Consider the following 21874-nt stretch of genomic DNA (forward strand, 5'->3'; position numbering starts at 1 on the left):
CATAAAAAAGGGGCTGAAACCCGCTATAGGAGCCAGCCCCGTTATATATACAAATACTACTCGTTAAGCATTCACGCCGCCGTCAACTGTTAAGGTTGCACCATTAATGGAACGGCCTTCTTCGCTGGCTATTAAAGCAACCATGGCTGCAATATTTTCCGCGGAGCCATATTTGGGGATGGCCATTTTGCCGCGCTGATAGTCCGCATACTGGCCGTTGGCCGGGTTCATATCCGTATCTGTGGGGCCGGGCGCCACCAGGTTTACGGTGATCTCCTTTGCGCCCAGATCGCGGGCCAGGCCTTTGGTAAGGCCTATCAGCGCTGATTTACTCATGGAGTAGAGCGTCATGCCCGGCGCGCCTACCAGGTCTGCCAGGTTACTGCCCAGGGTGATGATACGGCCGCCGTTGGGCATATGTGGCAGGGCAGCCTGTATGGCTACGTATACCGCCCTTACGTTTATGTCCATCATACGGTCATAATCCTCCATGGTATGCGTTTCAAACGGCCGGGCGTCAAAGATGCCGGCGCTGTTAACGAGGATGTCTACACGCCCAAGCTCCGCTACCGTTTTATTTACGGCGGCGGTCACCGCTTCGGGATCGGCGTTATCAGCCGCAATGACCAGGCTTTTACGGCCTGTAGCGTCAATTTCTTTGGCTACGGCCTGCGCTTTCTCCGGGGAGCTTACATATGTAATGGCTACGTCTGCGCCTTCTGCCGCCAGGCGTTTTGCAATAGCTGCGCCAATACCACGACTACCGCCCGTTACCAGGGCTACTTTATTTTCTAAACGTTTCATAGATTGATGTTTTGAGTCTTTATAGATGCTAAATAATGTGTTATTATACGGGCAAGCCGGCCCCCCGTCCTGTTATAAATTATCTATAACAGAACGATCGTTCAATAATCAGACATAAAAAAAGGCTTAATGCCTTACTACTTCAATTAAGAAGTCTGCCATCTGCCTGACCAGCTTTTTGTTATTGGAAATAATATTTGTCTGCCACAGCCCGGTAAAACTGGCTACAATGAAGTTTGCCAGCATCACGGTGTCTCTTTCCGCGGGGATCTCGCCGGCGGCCTGCGCTTTTGCCAGCAGCTCCTCACACACTTTTATGAGCCGGGCGCCATCTTTTTTCAGCACGCTATGCACTTCCTTATCCCCCTCTGCCAGCTCGAAGGATGATTTTACCACCATACAGGCTTTGCCTTCTTCAATTGCGCGGTCCATGGCCCTGCGGATGATACACTCCACCGCTTTAATGGGCGAGGGCGCATCTACTGCAGCGGCTTTATAATCCTCCAGCGTATCCGCGCCATAATTGGTGAGGCATTGCATAAACAGGGCATGTTTATCGCCATAGGTATCATAGATGCTGCCACGGTTCAGGCGCATTGCTTCTACCAGGTCCTGCATGGAAGTGGCATGGTAGCCCTTTTCCCAAAACAGGTCGCGGGCTTTTTCCAATCTTTCTCCGGGATCAAATGCTTTACTACGTGCCATGATGTTGCAAAATTACAATACTTGAACGAATGTTCCAAATAGCAATTACAGGGATTGTTCTTTTACATAGGTGTTAAGGGCGCGGCTCAGGGCGGTGGTGATCTTACCGGGCTGGCCGTTGCCAATCACCAGCCCATCCAGCTGCAATACGGGCATCACATGTTTGGTGGTGCTGGTGATAAACGCCTCTTTGGCTTGCAGGGCTTCTTCCAGCGTTACATCCCGCTCTTCTACCGGGTAGATAGCCCGGGCCAGCTCCAGCGTTTTTTTGCGGATCACCCCTTTGAGCACATTACGGCCGGCGGTTACCACGGTATCATCCTGGGTAACGATAAAAAAATTGGCGCGGGGGCATTCTGAGAGCAGGCCGTGCCGGTGATAAAGTATATCGTCTACCCCTTGTTCTTTTATAACAGGTTGCATCCAAACGGCCACGAGGTAGTCGATGGTCTTTATTTCCGGCAGCTGGCGCTGGTGTACATGGCTGATGAGCCGGAGGCCTTTCTGAAAAGCTGCTTCTGCGGGCATTTTCAGCTCGTACTGGGTGATGACCAGGTTGGGAGCGGTCATACTGTACCCATCTTCTGCATAACCGCCGGTGAGCAAGATCTTGATACCGGCATCCGGCGCGCCATTGCGTTGCAGGAGCTCCGACAAGATAGCTTTTAAGCCTTCGCGGTCCTGCGGAATGGCCAGGCGCATATAGCTGGCGGAATTATAGAAGCGGTCCAGGTGATCATCCAGGAAAATGGGGCGGCCATTGAGGACCTTACAGAAATCAAAGATGCCATAACCGCGCTGGAGGGCGAGATCGGACACGCCCAGGCTGGCCTCCGTGGCGGGCACAAAACTATGGTTGACGAACGAGTATAACACCTGCTTTATTTTTGTTGAAGATACTGCGCTGGATTTTATTTGCATAGCGGTATCTTGCGGCGATAAAGACCGCTGTTCCATGGATCTGCAAAAAGCTATTATCCAACGCCTGCTGGCCTATGCCGCACAACGGGATGTGCCGCCGCAGGAGCTGTGCGCCCTGGCGGACATATCCCTGCAGGCGGTGCAGCACAACAGCAGTACGCCCCTGGCCCTGAGACCGCAGCAGCTGGAAGCTTTATGGCAACATGCCTGCGCGCTGAGCAAGGATGCGCTGTTTGGCCTGCACCTGGGCGAATCTATGCAGGCAACTGCATTAGGCGCGGTGGGGCTGATCATACAACACAGCGCCACTGTAGGCGAAGCGCTTACGCAGGCGGCGGGTTTCACCCATCTTATTACGGATCTGTTTGGCATGCAGGTAAGCCATGATAAATTGGGCTGCCGGGTGGAGTTTATTCCTTTTGCCACTCATTCAACCGCTACTGGTTTTGCCTTCCGGCAGATGATGGACCTGTTCATGGCCTATACCCTGCATGAGCTGGATGGGCTGGTGCTGGAAAAGATAAGCCCTTTGCGTGTGAAGATGCCCGTAACGGCGGAACATCTCCCGGAATACCAGCGGGTGCTGCGCTGCCATACTGTTGAACATTCGCCGGACTATGTGCTGGACTTTGCGCCCCGGTTATGGGAGCTACCCATCCTGAGCGCCAATTATGAACTGCAGCAGCTGTTGCTGCAAAAAGTAAGCGCCCTGCAGGATGGCATCTCCCAGATCCCCCACCTGCGCACCCGGCTTAGCAGTTACCTGCTGGCCAACGCCTACCTGGGCATTCCCACCCTGGAAGACCTGGCGGCTAATTTCAACACCAGCGCCCGCACGCTGCAGCGCCGCCTGCAGGAAGAAGGCATCACCTACCAGCAGCTGGCAGAGGGGGTGCGCAAGTCACTGGCCCTGCATTACCTGGCCTCCGGCACCTATCCTATAAAAGAGATCTCCTATATACTGGGTTATAATGAGCTAAGCGCGTTTACCCGGGCATTTAAACGCTGGACCGGCAGCAGCCCGGCCAATTATCAGAAAAATTAGATAAATTGTAGTTACTAAACAGGAAGCAGTAGCATCCTTCCTGGCCTTCAAGTAACCACCGCATTCCATATGTTATGAAAGATGCCTGTCGTTTGTTCGACTGTCTTACGCATTTTCCCGACCATGCCCCATTGCCGGATATGCTGGCTGCCAAGGAGCAGGGCGCCTGGAGAAGCTATTCCTCCCAGGAGATCACGGATACCGTTATACGCCTGAGCGCCGGCCTGTTGCAGGCAGGCATCAGCGGACGGGATATGGATCCGGAGCACCGGGATAAGATCGCCATTATCTGTAACAACCGCCCGGAATGGGTGATGCTGGACCTGGCCGTACAACGCTGCGGCGCGGTACTGGTACCCATCTACCCTACCATCCATCTCACAGAGCTGGCTTTTATATTAAAAGACGCCGCCGTAAAGATGGTCTTTGTGCAGGACGCGGAACTATTCCGCCAGGTGCAGTATTTGCAGGCGCAATTGCCGACGCTGGAGACCATCTACAGTTTTGACCCCGTAACAGATGCGCCACATTGGTCGCAGCTACCCGAGCGGGCAGACGCCGCCTCCATAACCCGGGCAGCAGCTATCGCCAATAGCATCCGCGAGGAAGACCTGGCCACTATCCTTTACACCTCCGGTACTACGGGCACTCCCAAAGGGGTGATGCTGTCGCACGGGAATATCCTCAGTAATATAAAGGCCTGTTTGCCATTGATCCCTCCTTTTACGCACCGGCCCCGGGCGCTGAGCTTTTTACCGCTGAACCACATCTTTGAAAGGATGATGACTTACCTGTACCTGTTCCAGGGTATACCGGTGTATTATGCGGAAAACCTGGACGCCATTGGCGAGAACCTGCGGGAGGTTTGTCCGGATGCATTTACCACCGTACCCCGCCTGCTGGAAAAAGTATATGAGCGCATCATGGAAAAAGGCGCGCAGCTGACAGGCCCTAAAAAGCGGCTCTTCTACTGGGCGCATGACCTGGCCTGCCGGTATGAGATCAACCAACCGCAGGCACTTAGTTACCGCCTGCAACTGGCATTGGCTAACCGGCTGGTATTCAGCAAATGGCGGCAGGCGCTTGGCAATAATATCAAAGGCATTATCATAGGCGGCGCGGCCTGCCAGGTACGGCTGATCCGGCTGTTCACCGCCGCCCGTATTCCTATACTGGAGGGCTATGGGCTTACGGAGACCTCGCCAGTGATCAGCGTGAACCGTTACGAAGTAACCGATCGTATGTTCGGCACCGTTGGGCCCCTGTTGGATGGTATTGAGATAAGGATAGCGGAGGACGGGGAGATCTTATGCAAGGGCCCCAATGTGATGATGGGTTATTATAAACGCCCGGACCTGACCGCAGACACCATCCGGGACGGCTGGTGCCATACCGGGGATATAGGCGAGCTGATAGCAGGTAAATACCTGAAGATCACAGACCGCAAGAAGGAGATCTTTAAAACCAGTGGAGGCAAATACGTAGCCCCGTTGCCGGTAGAGAACAAACTAAAGGAATCACTATTTATAGAACATGCCATGGTGCTGGGCGCTGACCGGAAATACACCGCTGCGCTGATCGTGCCCGCGTTTAGCCCTTTACGTGCCTGGGCCACGCGGCACGGCATCCCCTTCAGTTCCAACGAAACATTAATCCATCACCCAAGGGTGATTGAATTATATACAGGTATCGTGACGGGCTTCAACCAATACTTTAGCTCACCGGAGCGGGTGAAGAAATTTACCTTGCTGGCGGATGAGTGGAATGTAGCGAATGGGGAGCTGACGCCGAAGTTGAGTTTGCGAAGGAAGGTGATATTGGAGAAGTATGGGGAGGCGGTGGAGGGGATGTATGCACCTTAAAACAGTTCCAGCTGCTGGCCGTTCGAGGGCGGTAAGATCTCTCCGAAATTGGATAAGCCGACGCCCAGCAGGCGGATCTTCTTATCTTCCGGATCAGTGCCGAGGAGCAATTGTTTTGCGGTGGACAGGATGGTTTGCAGGTCATTGAACGGCTGCGGAAAAGACTGATTACGAGTGATCTGCCGGAAATCACTGTACTTTATTTTAAGCGTAACGGTGCGCCCTTTCAGATTATACTTTAACAGGCGCGTATGTACGATCTGCGCGATCTTATCCAGCGCTTCATTCATTTCATCGATGGTGGTAAGATCATAGGCGAAGGTATCTTCTGCGCTCATGGATTTTGTTTCGCGGTGGGGCTCCACGGGGCGGTCGTCCAGACCGCGCACAATGCGGTAATAAAAGCGGCCCGTTTTACCGAAGTGCTGTACCAGGTCTGACTCTGAGAGCTTTTTTAGATCTGCCCCCGTGTACAGGCCCATACGTTTCATCTTATCTGCCGTGACCTTACCTACGCCATGGAATTTTTCCACGGCCAGTTTTTCCATAAAAGCCTCCACGCCGGATGGGCCAATGAAGGTGAGGCCGTCCGGTTTCTGGAGATCTGAAGCGATCTTGGCTACGAACTTATTGACAGACACGCCCGCGGAAGCGGTGAGCTGTAATTCGTCCTTAATGGCCTGTTTGATCAATTTGGCGATCTCGATGGCGGAGCCTATCTGTAGTTTGTCTTCTGTAACATCCAGGTAGGCCTCATCGAGGGATAACGGCTCTATGAGATCCGTGTAACGATGGAAGATCTCGCGGATATGGCGGGAGACCTCTTTATATACATCGAACCGGGGGCGTACAAAAATGGCTTCCGGACATAACTGCTGCGCTTTTTTGGAAGGCATGGCGGAACGCACCCCAAATTTGCGTGCCTCATAACTGGCGGTGGCCACTACCCCGCCCCGCCCTTCTGGTGAGCCGCCTACTACAATGGCTTTGCCGCGCAGCTCGGGAAAGTCCCGTTGCTCTATAGATGCGTAAAAAGCATCCATATCGATGTGGATGATCTTACGCAGCGGTGGTGGAGTGGTGGTTTGCATGACGGTTTGGCGGTACAAAGATAAGGGAAGACCGGTACCCATCACAGGCCCATCAACCGGGGCAAGGCTGGATTGATCCTGTATAGCTTTTTCAGCTTGTTCTCATCAAAGGCATATAACCTATCATCGATAAATAGTTTTTTGTATGGGGTAACCCAAATATAACCCGCTAGCTTTCCTTTCCGGAAAAACTCAATACCCAGCCTGATATCCAGATAGTTAGCAGATAATTTTTGCAGGAATTAATCCTTTATTCCGTTTTGAAACAGGGCATAGGCTGCATCTGCATTGGCACTATCCAGCACAATTATGGTGTCTGCCTGGTTCCGTACCAGGTCTCTTGTTATACGAACGGTGAATGTTGCCTTCATATGGAGGGGAAAGACCCTTGCACTATCAAAATCCTGTGCAATGGCCTTGTAACCAGCCCAAAGGATCAGTATTACTGTAAATATGATAAACCTGTTCATATTATATCCCCGTTAGTGTTTTTGCGTTTGATCCTCCGTTTATAACGTACAAATATAAACAGGAACAACCTGGCATCCCCCAAAATGCAAGGCCCAATTGCACTGCGATACACTGATGCACCGCGGCGCAATTGGGCCTTTGATATCTAACAGGATAACCTATTTACATTACATTATTGTCCCCGGGTTTACTGTTTAACCAGCTTTTGCTGCGATAAGCGCTGGTTACGGACCATCAGCTCCAGCACATAAATGCCGGGGGCTAAAGCCGCCGGCGCCTTTATATTCATTGTATTGGCGCCAGCATTCAATTTTTCCCGGGTTGTAAGCACTGTTCTGCCATTTATATCAACCAGCCTTACCTGTACCTGTTCCGCTGTTTTTAACTGTACCTGCAGGTTCAGGTCTTCATGGAACGGGTTGGGGCGTACGCGAACGCTTCCCATGGGGCTGAGCTGTACGGTATCAGAGTAGGTAATCTGACCGCTTTTTTGCACCACTTTCAAGCGGTAGTTGCTTAAACCGGTAAGCGGGTTGGACTTGTCAATCAGCTGATGTTTAGGGAGCTTAGTTATACCGGAGTTTACCCTGGCTACCGGGTTAAACTGGCTGCTGTTACCGGCGGCGTATTCCACTTCATAATGGTCGATATTATCTTCTTTTTCCACAGACCATTGCAATAGCGGCTGGTTGTTGCTGAGGGTACCGGTGAACATAGGCGTACAACCACAGATCACGCCATCGGAGAAAAAGCAGTTGGATTCTATGCCGTTCTGAGCCGGCATATTGGCCGGCAAGGTTATTATGGCGCCATCTATACCGGGGTAGATAACCTGCGGATAATTGCAGACAGGTTTTAGCGGGTCTGTTGTTACCTGGAATTTTATCACCACATTATTGCCCGGTACAACCATGCCGGTCGTCGCCCCGGTGGAATTGACCAGCCGGCCGCCTGTAACGGTAAAAGGCATTTTACCGTTTACGTCCGCCACGGGAACACCATTCATGGTGGTGGAATTGGCAAGATAATGGGCAAATCCGGGAATGGTATCAAACACTTTTACGTTGGTGGCACTCATATTGCCGATGTTGCCCACTTCAATGGAGTACTCCACAGTATCGCCGGCGAGGACAAAGAGATGTCCGCTTTTATTCAGATAAGACTGGTTGGCTGTCATTAAATGCGCCAGTACAGGAATGTTAACACTGGCGAAATCACTATTTATATAGCCGGAGGCGCCCACAAGCGTAGCCGTCATGGTAACCAGGTTAGCGGTAAATATGCTGGAAGGCGCGACGCCTGATGATGGCGGAAAGTTACCACCGATATACAACGTGCCATTATTATCCATTGCTGCCGATTTGATACCGGAAGCAGGCAGGTTGCTGATGGTGCCCATGTAAAGCGTTACCAGCGTAGCGGGGTTTATCCGGTACAGTTTACCAGAACCGGAAAGCAGATATAATTTTCCTTCGGAAGCGGCAAACAGATCCCCGCCGGTTTCCGCCAGTACGTCGTTGGCGCCATTCGAAGGATCATTCACCAGGGGCCCCAGGTTGAGAATGTTTGGAGCGCCGGAGCTGGTGATGCTAAATTGTGTCAAATCCTGGCCATTATCTGTAAGCGCGTAAAAGAATCCATTAGATGCCGCCGTCATCTTGTCAATAATGTAACCGGGACCACTCAGATCCGGTTCTACCTGAAACCCGCTATATGTTTGTGCATTGGGATTATTATTGGTTGGAAAGTAAATAAAATTGAGATCGCCGCCCACAGGGACCTGATATCTGTTAATAAAATAGAGCCGCTGCCCGGTGATGTCCATAGCGATGGCGCGTGTATCACTTAATAGGGAGCCACTTTGATATTGTACCCCGGTAAGCGCATCAAAACAAGGGTTTGCACGGCCATTATACAAGAACGTTCCAAACTGGTCCCTGAGAACATAATAAGTCGAATCGTCGGGCTGCTCATCAGTGACCTGATAAATTATGCCGGCCTTAGGCCCGCCATCAATATGGCTGGATGCTCCCGTGGCATTTTGAACAATATTATTTACGCCCTGGGTTCCCCTTAGTGTGGCGTAATCCGTTATAAACCCTGCGCTGGCGCTTACCTGCGCATTGAAATCTATTGTTGTAGTTGCGCCGGCAGCAAGACTACCAGTGCCTATTAATGTTCCCGCAGGGTTGGAAAAGCGCATTTTGCCACTGGCATCCGGTACCGGAACGTTGTTTACCCTGGTAGTGCCTAACTGGTAGGTGACGCCTGCCGGGATAGCATTGTATAATTTAACGTTCGTGAGTGTTGTGCTTCCAGTGTTTTTGGCCGTAATAGTAAACTTCAGGATGTTGTTAACCCCGGGGTTATCGGCGCTTCCCCCGGCTGTGGTGTTTGTACGGGTGATGGTTAACGAGGCTTGCTGAGCGCGCAGCGCGGTGCTGGCGCTTGCCAGAAATAACAATAGGACCAAAAAGGGTTTGATAGGATAAAATTTTTTGTACATAAAAAAGGATTATGGGTGAATGAATAAACTGTCAAACAGGAAGATATGCAGCTAATACTGCTGGCAAGGTTCACGGGTTGAACATATACTGGTTTTTCATTTACGGGCTTGTGCTGAAGGAGATGGAGCTGCGCTTAACCGGTTATTTAGAGGATACAATTCAGGGCTTCATCTTATCTCATAGGCAGGGCCACACGTATTATTTATTTACAATATAAAGCTACATAAATTTCTGATCCGCGGAGAGAAATTTTGGTAGGTGACTGTCAGGAGATTAGAGGTGGATAAGCTTTTTTGAATAGTTTAGTTTTTGAATGGCGGTAGCTTTTTTATTTCCGGTTGGTAGCTATAACAAAACGACGGAACGTTCGTCCATCGACTTCTCCACTATGATGAACTACGCCATCCAGGACTCCGATAAGGTGGTGGTTGTGCTATCCCGGGCCTATAAACGGAAGGCGGAGGAGAATAAAGGCGGCGTAGGCGTAGAGTATAACCTGATCCTGGGTGATATTGATAAACATACGAACAAATATTGACTCGCCGGAAGGTGGGGAAACGGCGTATATTTTAATAGATGAGGGTTATCTGCAAAAGCAGCTGGCGGAGTTGAGGAAATTATTGTCTATATAAGGGCTGGCAACAACAGTTCCCCCTTACGTGTGATAGGCGGTTTACATTAATTTGTTTTTTTTGCACTATTATTACTGTAATTATTGGGACTAACCATTGATCTGTACCGAAATCAGACCTATATTATGTGAACGATCCCGTGAAGCTTCTGGTACGCATCACCCCCGTCTTTCTTGAAAACCCCTGCGCGGGCTGGTGATCTGTCACGGCCGGCAATAAAACGTTCAAAATACCAATACCTGTTTTACAAATCCCGTATTTATGAAAAGAGCACTCTTATTCTTTTTTGTGGCATTTAATTTCCTGTACGTAAAGACCTTTGGCCAGATCGTGGATATCGATTACCGGGCGGCCTATAAACGGGCGGCGTTGGTAAATCCCCAGAAGGATTACAAAGAAGCAGATGTGCAGGTCCTAAAAAACGGCTTCGTGGACTTTCTTACCGATGGTAATATCCTGGCATCTGCACGCTTACTGCGCATCAACATTGGCGAGCGGGATAAATTCTACCTGCCCCTGTTCATTTACACCGGCGCCTCCGGGAATGCGTTTGGCAGCGACAAATTAAATGAGACCACCGTTTCTAATTTATTAAACCCCATTGGCGGTACTGTAAACCTATCGTTTAGCGGGTTGCAGTTAATCATTCCATCCACCACGGTCACAAGACTTGAGTTTGCCTACCAGGCAGGCGGGCGGTTGATCAACGGGAAAGACAGCATTACGGGTGAAAACCTCCATTTCTTTAATGGGATGATCAATGCCGGCCTTTCTTTCCAAACCGGCGCCTGGACGCCTGACGACCCCGAAAATATGGGCATCTTCTACGCACAGGCAAAGTTTGTAGCCGCCATTTCATCACAGGGGGAATATGAGCGCATGTTTGGGAAGGGTTTGATCGACAATGGCTATCTATTGGGTTATGCCATTGATGCGGGAATAGAAATAAACCGGGTTATCAGCGCAAAACTGGGCGTTTATCAGTATACAAATCACGGCAATATTGAATTATTAAAATCGCCGGTGGTAAAGTTCTCACTGGATTATACCCTGCGTAAATAACAGATAGCTCATTCACCTCAAAACATTGGTTATGAAACGGCTTACTTTACTTGCGCTGGCGCTGACCGCTTTTGCGGCCTGCGGACAGCATGATACCTATTATGGCGAGAACGGGGAACCATGCCTGGATACCGGCACTGTACAACTGCTGCTGCCATCCGGCGCTCCTATTGAAACCTCCGCCTGTCTTTGCACAGACAGCCTTATACTTATGGAAGGCGATATTGTGCTGCCAGAAGATGCTGCCCTCCCTCCGCTACGTGGCACTATCACTATTGGCAGGCTTTGGGCAGATGGGGTGGTACCCTATCAGCTATCAGCGGAGCTGCCCAACCGCATTAAAACAAATATACAGGAAGCCATCGCCCACTGGCAGGAGAAAACAAAGATCCGTTTTGTGCCTTATGATAGTAAAAGGGATGCGGACTATATTGTTTTTATTAAACACGCTTCTGCCACCACCGGCGCTTCCAATGTGGGTAATTACCATGGAAAACAATATATCCGCCTTGGCTCCCAAACGTCAAGGGCCGTTGCCATCCACGAGATAGGTCATAGCCTGGGGCTGTTTCACGAGCAAAGCAGGCCAGACCGTGACCAGTATGTTACGATCAAGTGGGACAATATCCGGGTAAAACACCAGGGCAATTTCAAGATAAAGGGGGAAGCAGTTGGACCTTATGATTTTCACTCCCGTATGCATTATCCCCCCACCACCTTTGCGCGGAACCGTAATAAACCCACCATCGTTCCCAAAGATCCCGCCAACCAGATCGAAAATGACGGCTGGCTGAGCCCAGGGGATATACAGGCAGTGAACACCCTTTATCATTTCTAAAAATAACTATGTATGAAGCAGATCATATTGACCGCCGCCTGCCTGCTGGCATTTGTTACCACGATCCTCAGCCAGGCCATAAAAAAGGATACGCTTTTCCCTTTTGAGCTGATCCCCCGCGACACCGCGTTTCCAACAGGGCGGCTATTGTTCAATGACTCCAATGAGGAATTCCTGCTACCCCGGCAAATTGACACCGCGATAATAAACGCTGCCATCCGGTCCAGGCAGCCATTGGTCATCGATTACCATGAAACCGACAATTCAATACAACGGATAAAGCCACTAGCTGTTCCGGGACAACAGCTATTTAAGTGGGTATACCCCCAGGCGGACTCCGTTGGTTTTAAATATGACAAAAAGAAAGCCTTCCAGCTGAATGAGAAAGTATTCGTGGATCTTTTTGCGCCACCACCTCCGGCGCTCCGCGATATTATCGGCATTGACAGTTTACCGCTATTGTTTAACCTGTTCACCAGCCGGTCCTGTGAGATCATACAGACCTGCAACCGGGACAATCCGTGCATCACATTTGACTATAAAACAGATGGATGTTATGCAAGGGCGCATCTGATGCGGAAAATAATGGCAGACTCTTTTCAGCTTGACTCCCGGAAGATATTTGTATATGGCGCTCTACGCGCTGTTAATACCGGCGCATGCGGCGGCAGTTGCGTAAAATGGGGCTACCATGTAGCGCCTATTATCAAAGCGGCCGATGCAACCGGGGCGGTTACCGAATGGGTGATGGACCCCTCGCTCTCGGCCCAGGCCCTCACAAAAGAGGCCTGGATGGCATTGCAGCAATCCAGGTGTTGCAATACCTGCAATGCCGGCACAGTAAGCAGGTCTGAAATTACAGATGGCGCGCAATATTTTCCCAATGGCACTAAAGATCCCAACTATGTAAAAACGCTGAAAACATTACGTGACTATTGCAGGAGATGTCATTGAGCGGTGAAGGGGACTGGTTTTGGTTTGCAGGCGGTTTTGCCTATTATTCCCGCACAATCCCTATATTTGACTACGCAAGCAAACCAGGCGCAGCAGACCAGACAATACATGAAGGACAATAGCTAATCCCAATTTCAGCCACCACCCCATGTTTCATTCCGCTAAACCCCCAATTATCTCATATGCGTTACGATTCTCTACCGCAGCTGGAAGAGCGTTTCCGTACGGAAGCCGCCGCCTTCCTGAAGCCATTTGCATTGCCGGTACCCAATGAGCCCGGCCTTACGCTGAACGGCGTATTGTACAACCCGCCCAAACGGGATTATTTCTTTTCCGCGGAGCACCCCAAACAGCGGATCGTGCTGCATTTTACAGCGGGCAATACCCGCTCTGACATGATGAGCCTTACGCAGGATGGCCGGCATGTATCTGTACCATTTGTGATTGCCCGGGATGGCACTATCTACCAGCTCTTCCCTTCTGCCGCATGGTCTGGCCATCTGGGCGCCGGCGTGGGCAACCAGGGCACGGGCAATGCGCAGGATAAAGCGTCCATTGGTATTGAGATCTCCAATTATGGTTACCTGGTACCACGGGATGGCAACCTGGAAACGGTGTACTCCCGCGTTAAAAATACCAGTACCGGCGCGGTGAGCCCTCCGGACCCGTACTGTACCCTGGCGCAAAAGGAGGCATACCAGCAGATCACTACGCCTTTCCGGGACCAGACATTCTATGCGTCCTTTACGCCGGAGCAGCTGGAAAGCGTGATCATCCTGCTGCTGTTCCTGACCAATAAGTTCAATATTCCCCGGCAGTTCCTGCCGGAAGATAAACGCTATATCACCACTAATGATGTATTACAGTTTAAAGGCATTGTGTCGCATATCAATTACCGTAGTTCCGGTAAATGGGATATAGGCCCGGCCTTTGACTGGGCCGGCCTGATAGCCGGCGTACAGGCGCCGCAATTTGTGCCAAAAGCAGCCGGTACCCGTGGCCTGGTGATTCCTGCTCTGAGCAGCGAGGAGGAAATTAATGCGCTGTTCCCTGCGCAGAAGGGTTTTGTGAACGAGTTGGCGGAGGCCACCGATAATGAAGGATACGATCCAAACATGTTCGAAGATGCCCCCGTACACGACGAAGGCCATGGCGCTGGTAACGGCAAACTGCGCGCATTGCTGATAGGCATCAATGATTATGACAAGGTGAACCGGCTAACCGGCTGTTTGCATGATGTAGAAGAGATGGAACGCTACCTGCGTGAGCGCAGCAGTTTTAGCCCGGCGGCGGAAGACATCCGGATACTCCGGAATGAGGAAGCCACCCGCGCCAATATCATCGAGGGCATCCACAGTTTCCTGGCGGAAGGCGCCCAGCCGGAAGATACGTTGATGCTCTATTATTCCGGCCACGGGGTACAGGAGTTTGCGGACCCGCTTTGGGAAGAAGCGGATGATACGCTGGAGTGCCTGGTATGTTATGATGGCGGCGTAACGGACACCGCGGATTTCCTGCTGGCGGATAAAGAGCTGCGCTACTTGCTGCATGGGCTTTATGAACAAACCAAAGCGCATATCATCACCATATTTGACTGCTGCCACTCCGGCGATAATACCCGTGGCGAAATGATCAGCGCCGCATTTAATGGGGAGATGGTGCAAAGCCGCCGCGTGCCCTATATAGCGCCCCGGCGTAACTGGGAGCAGTTTGTATTTGCTGCACAGCTGCCGTATGCTGCTGTGCAAGGCAAAAAAACGGCGGAGTTCCTGCCGGAAGGCGCGCATGTGCAGATGGCCGCCTGTGAAGATGATCAGCTGTCCATAGAAATAAACCGGGCCGGCGTGTTTACCAAAACGCTGCTGGCCACGCTGGATGCCGTGAACAGTAATATCTCCTACTCCACCCTGCGCGACCGCATCCGGCAATCTATGCGTTTTGCCTACGATCAAACGCCCCGGGTATATGCGGCTAAAAATGCGCCGGCCCTGCTGGCCAAAGGTTTTCTGAACCAGCCGGTAGACCAGCATACTTTTGTGTCTGAGATCACGTTTAACCAAACGGCCGGCTGGCAGCTGAATTTTGGCGCTATCCATGGCCTGCAGAAAGAGAGCACCGTAACAATCGTAGACCGCCATGATGCGCAAAAGACCTATAAAGCCACGATCCGCGAGATCAATGTAGATTTTGCCAAAGTGGATGTGGAAGGCAGCGAACAACCGGATACCACCGGCGCGCATAAAGCCGTGGTGAAGGGGATCATGAGCGGCGCGCTGCAACTGGAGCTTGATAACGTGAATGGCCATCCGAAAGATATGGAGCAGCTGGTAACCCTGCTGCAGACAGACGCGGATAACTACTATAGTTTTGCTTCCGGCGGACAGGATGGCCCTACCAACCGTGCGCCGGATTATACCCTGCATATCCGCGGGGGCGACGCCGTACTTACCCGCCCCGCAGATCCCTACCGCCCCATGTTCCGGCCCATTCCCCTGGTTACCGCGGATGATAATGAGCTGGTAGCAGCGGCGCTGCAGCAGGTATCCCGCTGGCATTTTATCAGGAACCTGCGCAATCCTGACCTACCGGCTGGTTTCCCCGTTAGCCCGCTGAACGTACAGGTGAACCAGGTAGCGCTGGATGGGACCAAACAACCTGCGACCATCAACAACGATACCGTAACGCTCAACTATGCGTATGATACGGAGCTCAAATTATGGGCTGGCCAGGTGGAGATCACCATCACCAATACCACCCAGCAGCCGCTGTTTGTGGCGGCCGTATTCCTGAGCAACCTGTTTGGCGCCACAACCGCTTTTTTAGCCGGCGATGGCGTGATGAAACTGGAGCCCGGTAAACCGGAAACGCTGCACCTGGATAACAGCACCTACCTGGAGCTGGAACTGGAGACCTATGTGCAGGAATATAACTGGCCGGATACCACTGAACATTTTAAATTTATAGTAAGCACGGAGCGTTTTAGCGCAGACGCGCTACAGCTGGACCTGATGGAGCCGCCGTATACCACGGATGATTTCTACCCCGCCGGCGAGCAGATGGAAGCAGACCGCGGTATTAAAGCCACCAGAGGCGGCCCCATACCGCTGAAAGGCTGGACCACCCAGCACCTGCAGATACAGTTCATTAACCCGCTATACAATACCATCAGCGCGCCTACTTTACAGGCATTGATGGAACACGAAGAGACCGCCTATTATGCTTCCGGGCTGTATTATAATATGGTACTGGATGAGAACGGGCAGCCTACCCGACTGGAGCTGAAACCGGAGATCACCATCATTGCCCAGAAAGGATTTGCAGGCGAGGTAGGGCTTTGGCTGGCCAACCAGGTGGAAACGCTGGTACGCCGCAAACTTTACAAACGGCTGAAGAAAACGGACCGGATCCGGATCGTGGCAGAAGGCGACTCCTGGTTCCAATACCCTATTGTGGTACAGGATACACTGGACCATCTGTACCGTATTTATGCCATCCGCAGCCTGGCGCTGGCGGGCGATACCCTCGAACATTATATGGCCCACCGGGATTATGTGGCCGCCATTGGCGAAGAGGAAGCCCATATCTTCCTGGTGAGCGGCGGCGGTAATGACATACTGGGCAGCCAGTTTGAAGGCTTCCTGCGGGAAACGCCGGATCCCACGGATAATACGCCCAAACGTTATCTGCAGGACTCTTTCTTTACCAAACTGCAATTACTGGAAGACTGGTATGTAGAGATGTTCCGCGAGCTGCTGATCCGCTACCCGGACCTGCATATCCTGAGCCATAGCTATGATTATATCATACCCGTGGATACGGAGCAGTTCCCGAAGAAAAAGAGCTGGCTGGGACAGTATATGGTTAAAAAAGGCATAGTGCCGCAGGCAGAAAGGGAGCAGCTGATCCGGTATATCCTGGATGAGTTTAATGTACACCTGAAACGCGCGCTGGACCAGTTCCCTGATAATGCGACGTATATAGACGCCCGCGGGCTGGTGAACCGGGAGAGCTGGCATGATGAGATACACCCCACGAATGAAGGGTTTGGGTTGATAGCGGACAGGTTTACTGCGGCGATCAGGAAGCGGAAAGAGGCGGGAGCGACGGCAACGGAGGCAGGGGGCGTATGATCAGATAATGTGCATCCCTATATATATGTAACGCCCGGGACATGATGCCCCGGGCGTTGTTTTTATAGCCTGGTGAGGGAACAGCCTGTTGCTTAATCCTGCGGCGCGGCTACATCTTTGTCTACATTTACTACTTCTAACTCTATCATGCTGCTTTCCGGATAAACGTACACGCCAGGAGGCGCCTCCGTTCCGTCTTCAGCGTCAACCGGCCGCAATTCGCGCGTGAGCCCAAAAGAAATAAACCCGTCTTCGTCTACTTCACAACGGATGGCGGAGAAAGCAAAGGCCAACGGCGTAGGCCCGGTAAATGAAATAGAGGTGCTGCCGGAAGATTTTACCGTTATACCGGCATTGAGATCCCCTATGATCTGCTGAATGGCCGGCACATCTATCTGCACGCTATTATCGCTCAGCTTCTCTGCGTTAATTGTAAAGTTGTTACTTACGATAGTAGAATCAACAATAAGGCAAGTAGCTTCCTGCTCCATAAAAAGCCTGGCGGCGGGATTCTCCTTATTGAATTGTTTGCCAGCAAAGAAATTTCCTAATTCGCCGATATCCAGGTGATGCCGTTTCACATCCTGGAACGAGAACGATACTTTTTGTACCCCGGAGAAGCTGGCCTTTAAACTGGCTCCTTCCATGCCCATGCCTCTTAAAAAGCCAGAAAGCAGTTCAAAACCCAGGTCAAAATCTACTTCTTTTGTTTTGGTACCGCTAACGTCTGCCATTTGCGAAATGTCAGGCTCCTTATCAAAGGGCGTAGTTACTGTTAAGAGGTTTTCTATGCGCCCAAAGAATTTGTGGGTATCCCCTTTTGCCGCGATGGCGCCCAATGGTTTAAAACGTTCTTCCGGAATACGGATAGGCGTTGCCTGGAATGTTTTCTTTAGCAGTTTCATTACGGGATCTCCCGAACATAAATTAAATACGCTCATACAATTTGGTTTTGGGGTGAGATTTATCACACATTATTGTGGGATTCGATTTCATTGGCCAGCGAGGGAAAATGCTGCTGTACATGCGCTAAAATAGCGGTGAGCTGCGTGCCTACATTGATGTAGGCTGTTGTTTTTCCCTGGAATTGTACATTTTGGGCATGCAGCGAAGCCCGGTGCAATGCTACTACCTGCCATTGATCATTTAATACGGGCGACCCGGAGGAGCCGCTTTCCGTATCGGTAAAATACCGCAGATCATTTGTGGTGGCGGCGCTTACCAGATTATTGCGGATGGCATATCGTTTTCCGAGGCCGCCCGGGTGTTGAATAATATTAACGGGGATAGGCTCATTACCCAGGCTTACCGCGGCGGCAGCCCTGCGCAAGGGCCGGCGGTTGGTTGCCGGGACCCGCAGAATAGCATAATCCAGGGTTTCATCCCAGCCTTCCAACGATACAGTATTCATCACCGATCCTTCGATGAGATCACTGTCAAAATCCAGGATGGCCTTAGTATGCTGCGCCTGTAATTTGAGATCTGACACCGTTGCCGGCGGCTCCTCTTCCTTGCGCGCGTTTATAACATGATGATTGGTCATGATCAGCGACCCTGTTAATAACCAGGCCGTTCCGTTCGCCAATATAAAATCGCCGCCGGGCAGGGTACGTTGCGTGCCATTTTCAAAAGAAGGCACTTTTAATTTCATCACCGCTGCACCGGCCTTTACGGCTTCCTGCATAAATCCATAGGTCACCATATCATTTTTGTAAATGATGACCTGTTTTCTCTCCGGTACCTGGGTTATATCTATCTTTGGCGCGCCACTAGCCCGCTGTATCACTATTTGTTTTTTCTCCTTTATGATATTCTGCTGTACCGGGGCGCCTGCCAGCAAAAAGTCCGCGTTGCGGAGATAGATCTCGAGCGGAATATCGCCATTGGCCAGGCGCTCTACCATGTTCATGAACCCCAGATCCATGAGCAACTGCGCATTAGCGGGCAGGCCGCCCGGTATGCCTGCAAAGAAAAAAGGGTTGATGCCCCGGAACAATGTTCCCCGCAGCGCGTTGGTATCTATACCGCTGGCGATCATCGCATTGGCGATGTCCAGTATTTCTTGTTGTGTGAGTAGTGCCATCAGACTAAAGCTTCAAATCTCATGTTATCTTCTTCTTCCTCCCAGGCCTCCCGGTAAGGTTCCATACCGCGCAGGTTTTCTGTTAACAGCAAATGCGCGGAGATCTCCACTTGCGGATCTGCCTCCAGTGCAAAGCGGGCTGCTGTTTCCGGAAATTCATCTGCCAGGAGCTGTACGATCAGGGAGCAGATAAATGCCGGTCTGTTGGCGGCGGAGAAGTCCATACGACTGCATGCCGTGCTAAGCCGGTTCCGCAATATGGCGGCGCCTTCGGGATCGTTGGTCAGGAACACCTGGCGCAGGATCAGCCGCTGACAGAGAATGTGGACCAGCGGCAGCGGATCTGATGCATTTGCCATGGCTATCTCCGCATTGGCCAGGTATTCATCCGCGCGTAAATGATCGTTTTCCATCAATGCTACCTGGGATAACAGCCACCATAATTCCGCCAGCCGGCCCCTGTTGGAGGAGCGGGTCAGCTGTTCAATGCCCTGCTTTAGTACCGCTGTTGCATGGGACAGGTCTTCGAGCAGCATATCAGTTTTTGCCTCCAGCGCAAACAAAGGGCTGGCCTCTGTGCGCTCCCTGCGTTCGAAGAGCAGTTCCCTGGCCCATGTTAATTGATTTTCCTGTAAGGCCCTTTTTACTTTACGGGTAACGTTACGTTCCCAATCCGCCACATCTGCATTCAGCAGAATTTCGCGGGGCACCTCAATATTCACCCGGGTGGAAAGCCAGGCTTTCATACGGTCCGAATATTCTTCGAGGTTAGATATAACGGATGTTTCGATACCTGGTATCCAGCGCTCCGCCAACTGCCAGGTTTCATCTTCGTCCAGCACCAGCCGGTGGTACATTTCCTCCGCCCGGTCTGTAAGATCATCCTTCTGAAAATAGAACATGACAACCGCCCGGTGCAGCGCGCGCACTTCCGTAAATTTATCCTGCGTGAGCAGGCGGATCATTGCCTGGCGGATCTCCGGCCGGTAGATCAATGTGCCTGCGCTGCCTGTTTCCACGAGGGCATGCTCCCGTTTTAATTCTTCAAACAGCTGTGTGGCATGATCCATATCCGCTACCTCAATGCCGCAAACCGGCGCCAGTACTTCCCAGATCAGCTCAGGATATACCACCCGCAGCACCATGCCGGGGTGGGCAATCTTGCGCAGGTCCGGGTTATGGATATGCTCCAGGATCCTTTTGTAAAGCTGGCCCTGGATCAGCTGCTCGTCTACCTGGAACAACAGCCATTTCCGGGTATTGAGCCCGGTGATGCCTTTTTTACCGGCCGCCTGCTGGTCTGTTTTAATAAGACCCGCTGCCAGCCGCAGGGATAAGGGATTTCCGCCCACCTGGTCCGCCACCGCCTCTGCCACGTCCTTATCTGCAACACCCATTTTTCCCAACAACGTTACCCTATCTGTTCTTACCAATCCATCCAATGGAATTTCCATAACAACACCGGCATACTGCGTCCATGACTTCAGTGTGCCCCTGCCTGTAATAATTACTTTGAACTGAGGATAATATCCGACGATGGTGGTGAGCATGCGCCAGAAAGCGTTCAGGTCTTCGCGATTGCGGTACTGCACTTCCTCAAAGGTATCCAGGGTTAACAGTACCGGCGACATGGCGGCCTGGTTAGCCCGTGCGCTGTTCAGCTGAACCAACAGATAGGCAAACTGCTCATACAGGGACGTTTCCGTGGCATGTGATTCCTGGATCCGGATACCTTTTGACACGGATGTATGCCTTCTTTCCACTACATCGCTTACACTATCCCTGTACCTGCGAACGCTATCATGAAAGGCCTCTATCTCCTTTGTATGCTCCGGAAACTGGAGCCCGAGTTGCGCCGCCATTTCGACCAGCACCGTAAACGGCCGGTCGATACGCAGCCCTTGCTGATCAAAGGTGAGGTAGGCAAAAGGAATACGATCCGGCCCGGAGAGCTGAGACAGTTCCGACAACAGGCGGCCTATCAATGCAGACTTGCCAATGCCGCCGGGGCCATAGATGGATAAAATGGGCTCTGTGCCCTCCTGCATGAGCTTACCCCACAGATCAGCTACCGCTCCCAGAAAACGTTTAGTTTCGTTCGCCAGTCCCAGATATTTGCGCAGTGTTTCCAGCTCCCGCTGGCGCCCGGTAAAATTAGCATCGACCAGGTGCTCAAACGGGGACAGGATACTTTTGCGGCGTACCAGGTCCTGCACTACTGCAGGATCTGGCAGGCCCGGTAACAGCCCCTCTACCCAGATCATGATCTGGCGCAGGTTCACCAGCTGCTGGTAGCCCATACCTTCCAGCGGCGCCAAGGTTCCTGACCGGAGGTAACCCTCCCACATATTTTGCAATTCCGTGCACTCCCTGTTGGGGTTTGCGGCCAATGCTGCGTTCATGGCGGCACGCGAGCCCAGCATGTGCAGCGCCTGTTTCCGGATCTCCGGTTTCAGGGTGTACAGCTTATGCGGCGCCTCACCCGAAATATAGACCAGGTCTCCGTACATCAATTCCGCCACTTGTTTGTGCTCCCATTGCGCAGCCAGCGGGCGCAGCGTGCCCGGGGAAAACAGGTGCAGCACAGCGGCCGCCTGACGGTAAGACCAGCGCTGCTCCTCACCGGTATCCTGCGGCGCAGCCTGGCTATCCGGCAAGGCTGCTTCCATATCCGGCAACATAGCGCGCCCCTGCAGCGCTGTTTTTAACGACCTTTTAGCCGTATACTTGTCTAACAGCTGTTTAGTAAGATCCTGCATAGTATCAATG

Annotated in this window: 16 protein-coding genes; 7 read left to right on the top strand and 9 right to left on the bottom strand. The window is 51.7% G+C overall.

The genetic code is table 11. The annotated features are described in order from the left end of the window. Nucleotides 1-63 precede the first annotated feature (63 nt). The 3 genes from F0L74_RS21340 to F0L74_RS21350 form a co-directional block, all read right to left on the bottom strand. On the bottom strand, nucleotides 64-804 hold the full coding sequence (locus F0L74_RS21340; protein WP_149839941.1) for an SDR family NAD(P)-dependent oxidoreductase: 741 nt from the start codon (nucleotides 802-804) through the stop codon (nucleotides 64-66). Between the two features lie 126 nt (nucleotides 805-930). Then, nucleotides 931-1509 carry a TetR/AcrR family transcriptional regulator gene (locus tag F0L74_RS21345; RefSeq protein WP_149839942.1) on the bottom strand — a complete coding sequence of 193 codons (579 nt, stop codon included), beginning with the start codon at nucleotides 1507-1509 and terminating at the stop codon, nucleotides 931-933. A 45-nt stretch (nucleotides 1510-1554) separates the two neighbouring features. Then, a complete protein-coding gene (locus tag F0L74_RS21350; protein ID WP_188316101.1) occupies nucleotides 1555-2385 on the bottom strand; it encodes an aminotransferase class IV in 831 nt (276 codons plus the stop codon). Nucleotides 2386-2464: 79 nt separating this feature from the next. On the opposite strand from F0L74_RS21350, the gene F0L74_RS21355 reads away from it, so the two are divergent. Then, nucleotides 2465-3475, top strand: coding sequence for a helix-turn-helix domain-containing protein (locus F0L74_RS21355; protein ID WP_149839944.1), 1011 nt, complete (start codon nucleotides 2465-2467; stop codon nucleotides 3473-3475). Nucleotides 3476-3549: 74 nt separating this feature from the next. Then, nucleotides 3550-5337 carry an AMP-dependent synthetase/ligase gene (locus tag F0L74_RS21360; protein ID WP_149839945.1) on the top strand — a complete coding sequence of 596 codons (1788 nt, stop codon included), beginning with the start codon at nucleotides 3550-3552 and terminating at the stop codon, nucleotides 5335-5337. Here the strand turns inward: F0L74_RS21360 and dinB are convergent. The 3 genes from dinB to F0L74_RS21375 all read right to left on the bottom strand — a co-directional run bounded on the left by dinB (nucleotide 5334) and on the right by F0L74_RS21375 (nucleotide 9405). Beyond that, a complete protein-coding gene (gene dinB / locus F0L74_RS21365) occupies nucleotides 5334-6428 on the bottom strand; it encodes a DNA polymerase IV (RefSeq protein ID WP_149839946.1) in 1095 nt (364 codons plus the stop codon). The two genes, F0L74_RS21360 and dinB, sit on opposite strands and share 4 nt — an antisense overlap. 242 nt (nucleotides 6429-6670) lie before the next feature. Beyond that, on the bottom strand, nucleotides 6671-6898 hold the full coding sequence (locus F0L74_RS21370) for a hypothetical protein (protein ID WP_149839947.1): 228 nt from the start codon (nucleotides 6896-6898) through the stop codon (nucleotides 6671-6673). Nucleotides 6899-7086: 188 nt separating this feature from the next. Further along, nucleotides 7087-9405 carry a T9SS type A sorting domain-containing protein gene (locus F0L74_RS21375; protein ID WP_149839948.1) on the bottom strand — a complete coding sequence of 773 codons (2319 nt, stop codon included), beginning with the start codon at nucleotides 9403-9405 and terminating at the stop codon, nucleotides 7087-7089. A 314-nt stretch (nucleotides 9406-9719) separates the two neighbouring features. Here F0L74_RS21375 and F0L74_RS21380 point away from each other — a divergent pair, with 314 nt between their 5' ends. The 5 genes from F0L74_RS21380 (at nucleotide 9720) to F0L74_RS21400 (ending at nucleotide 17022) form a co-directional block, all read left to right on the top strand. After that, on the top strand, nucleotides 9720-9944 hold the full coding sequence (locus tag F0L74_RS21380) for a toll/interleukin-1 receptor domain-containing protein (protein ID WP_149839949.1): 225 nt from the start codon (nucleotides 9720-9722) through the stop codon (nucleotides 9942-9944). Between the two features lie 355 nt (nucleotides 9945-10299). Continuing rightward, nucleotides 10300-11100: a hypothetical protein gene (locus tag F0L74_RS21385; RefSeq protein ID WP_149839950.1), complete on the top strand. Its 801-nt coding sequence runs from the start codon at nucleotides 10300-10302 to the stop codon at nucleotides 11098-11100. Between the two features lie 31 nt (nucleotides 11101-11131). Further along, on the top strand, nucleotides 11132-11938 hold the full coding sequence (locus F0L74_RS21390) for a M12 family metallopeptidase (RefSeq protein WP_149839951.1): 807 nt from the start codon (nucleotides 11132-11134) through the stop codon (nucleotides 11936-11938). Between the two features lie 12 nt (nucleotides 11939-11950). Next, nucleotides 11951-12892 carry a protein-glutamine glutaminase family protein gene (locus F0L74_RS21395; protein ID WP_149839952.1) on the top strand — a complete coding sequence of 314 codons (942 nt, stop codon included), beginning with the start codon at nucleotides 11951-11953 and terminating at the stop codon, nucleotides 12890-12892. Nucleotides 12893-13074: 182 nt separating this feature from the next. After that, nucleotides 13075-17022 (top strand): caspase family protein, encoded by a 3948-nt coding sequence (locus F0L74_RS21400; RefSeq protein ID WP_149839953.1) that lies wholly within the window; start codon nucleotides 13075-13077, stop codon nucleotides 17020-17022. A gap of 92 nt (nucleotides 17023-17114) precedes the next feature. Here the strand turns inward: F0L74_RS21400 and F0L74_RS21405 are convergent, their stop codons facing one another. From F0L74_RS21405 to F0L74_RS21415, 3 genes are read right to left on the bottom strand one after another with little or no spacing between them, the layout of a single operon-like run. Next, entirely contained in the window at nucleotides 17115-17963 is an 849-nt protein-coding gene (locus F0L74_RS21405; protein ID WP_149839954.1) for a gasdermin, read from the bottom strand. 26 nt (nucleotides 17964-17989) lie between these two features. Next, nucleotides 17990-19105 carry a trypsin-like peptidase domain-containing protein gene (locus F0L74_RS21410; protein ID WP_149839955.1) on the bottom strand — a complete coding sequence of 372 codons (1116 nt, stop codon included), beginning with the start codon at nucleotides 19103-19105 and terminating at the stop codon, nucleotides 17990-17992. Then, nucleotides 19105-21864 (bottom strand): AAA family ATPase, encoded by a 2760-nt coding sequence (locus F0L74_RS21415; protein WP_149839956.1) that lies wholly within the window; start codon nucleotides 21862-21864, stop codon nucleotides 19105-19107. Before F0L74_RS21415 ends, F0L74_RS21410 begins: the two co-directional genes overlap by 1 nt. Nucleotides 21865-21874: the final 10 nt, after the last annotated feature.

Source organism: Chitinophaga agrisoli, from assembly GCF_008386695.1.
GTDB lineage: Bacteria > Bacteroidota > Bacteroidia > Chitinophagales > Chitinophagaceae > Chitinophaga > Chitinophaga agrisoli.

Excerpts from the sequence above, each read along its gene's own strand:
- F0L74_RS21380 (WP_149839949.1), top strand. The coding sequence starts at position 9,720 with ATGGCGGTAGCTTTTTTATTTCCGGTTGGTAGCTATAACAAAACGACG.
- F0L74_RS21370 (WP_149839947.1), bottom strand. The coding sequence starts at position 6,898 with ATGAACAGGTTTATCATATTTACAGTAATACTGATCCTTTGGGCTGGT.
- F0L74_RS21415 (WP_149839956.1), bottom strand. The coding sequence starts at position 21,864 with ATGCAGGATCTTACTAAACAGCTGTTAGACAAGTATACGGCTAAAAGG.
- F0L74_RS21375 (WP_149839948.1), bottom strand. The coding sequence starts at position 9,405 with ATGTACAAAAAATTTTATCCTATCAAACCCTTTTTGGTCCTATTGTTA.
- F0L74_RS21345 (WP_149839942.1), bottom strand. The coding sequence starts at position 1,509 with ATGGCACGTAGTAAAGCATTTGATCCCGGAGAAAGATTGGAAAAAGCC.
- F0L74_RS21360 (WP_149839945.1), top strand. The coding sequence starts at position 3,550 with ATGAAAGATGCCTGTCGTTTGTTCGACTGTCTTACGCATTTTCCCGAC.
- F0L74_RS21400 (WP_149839953.1), top strand. The coding sequence starts at position 13,075 with ATGCGTTACGATTCTCTACCGCAGCTGGAAGAGCGTTTCCGTACGGAA.
- F0L74_RS21385 (WP_149839950.1), top strand. The coding sequence starts at position 10,300 with ATGAAAAGAGCACTCTTATTCTTTTTTGTGGCATTTAATTTCCTGTAC.
- F0L74_RS21390 (WP_149839951.1), top strand. The coding sequence starts at position 11,132 with ATGAAACGGCTTACTTTACTTGCGCTGGCGCTGACCGCTTTTGCGGCC.
- F0L74_RS21410 (WP_149839955.1), bottom strand. The coding sequence starts at position 19,105 with ATGGCACTACTCACACAACAAGAAATACTGGACATCGCCAATGCGATG.
- dinB (WP_149839946.1), bottom strand. The coding sequence starts at position 6,428 with ATGCAAACCACCACTCCACCACCGCTGCGTAAGATCATCCACATCGAT.
- F0L74_RS21355 (WP_149839944.1), top strand. The coding sequence starts at position 2,465 with ATGGATCTGCAAAAAGCTATTATCCAACGCCTGCTGGCCTATGCCGCA.
- F0L74_RS21340 (WP_149839941.1), bottom strand. The coding sequence starts at position 804 with ATGAAACGTTTAGAAAATAAAGTAGCCCTGGTAACGGGCGGTAGTCGT.
- F0L74_RS21395 (WP_149839952.1), top strand. The coding sequence starts at position 11,951 with ATGAAGCAGATCATATTGACCGCCGCCTGCCTGCTGGCATTTGTTACC.
- F0L74_RS21405 (WP_149839954.1), bottom strand. The coding sequence starts at position 17,963 with ATGAGCGTATTTAATTTATGTTCGGGAGATCCCGTAATGAAACTGCTA.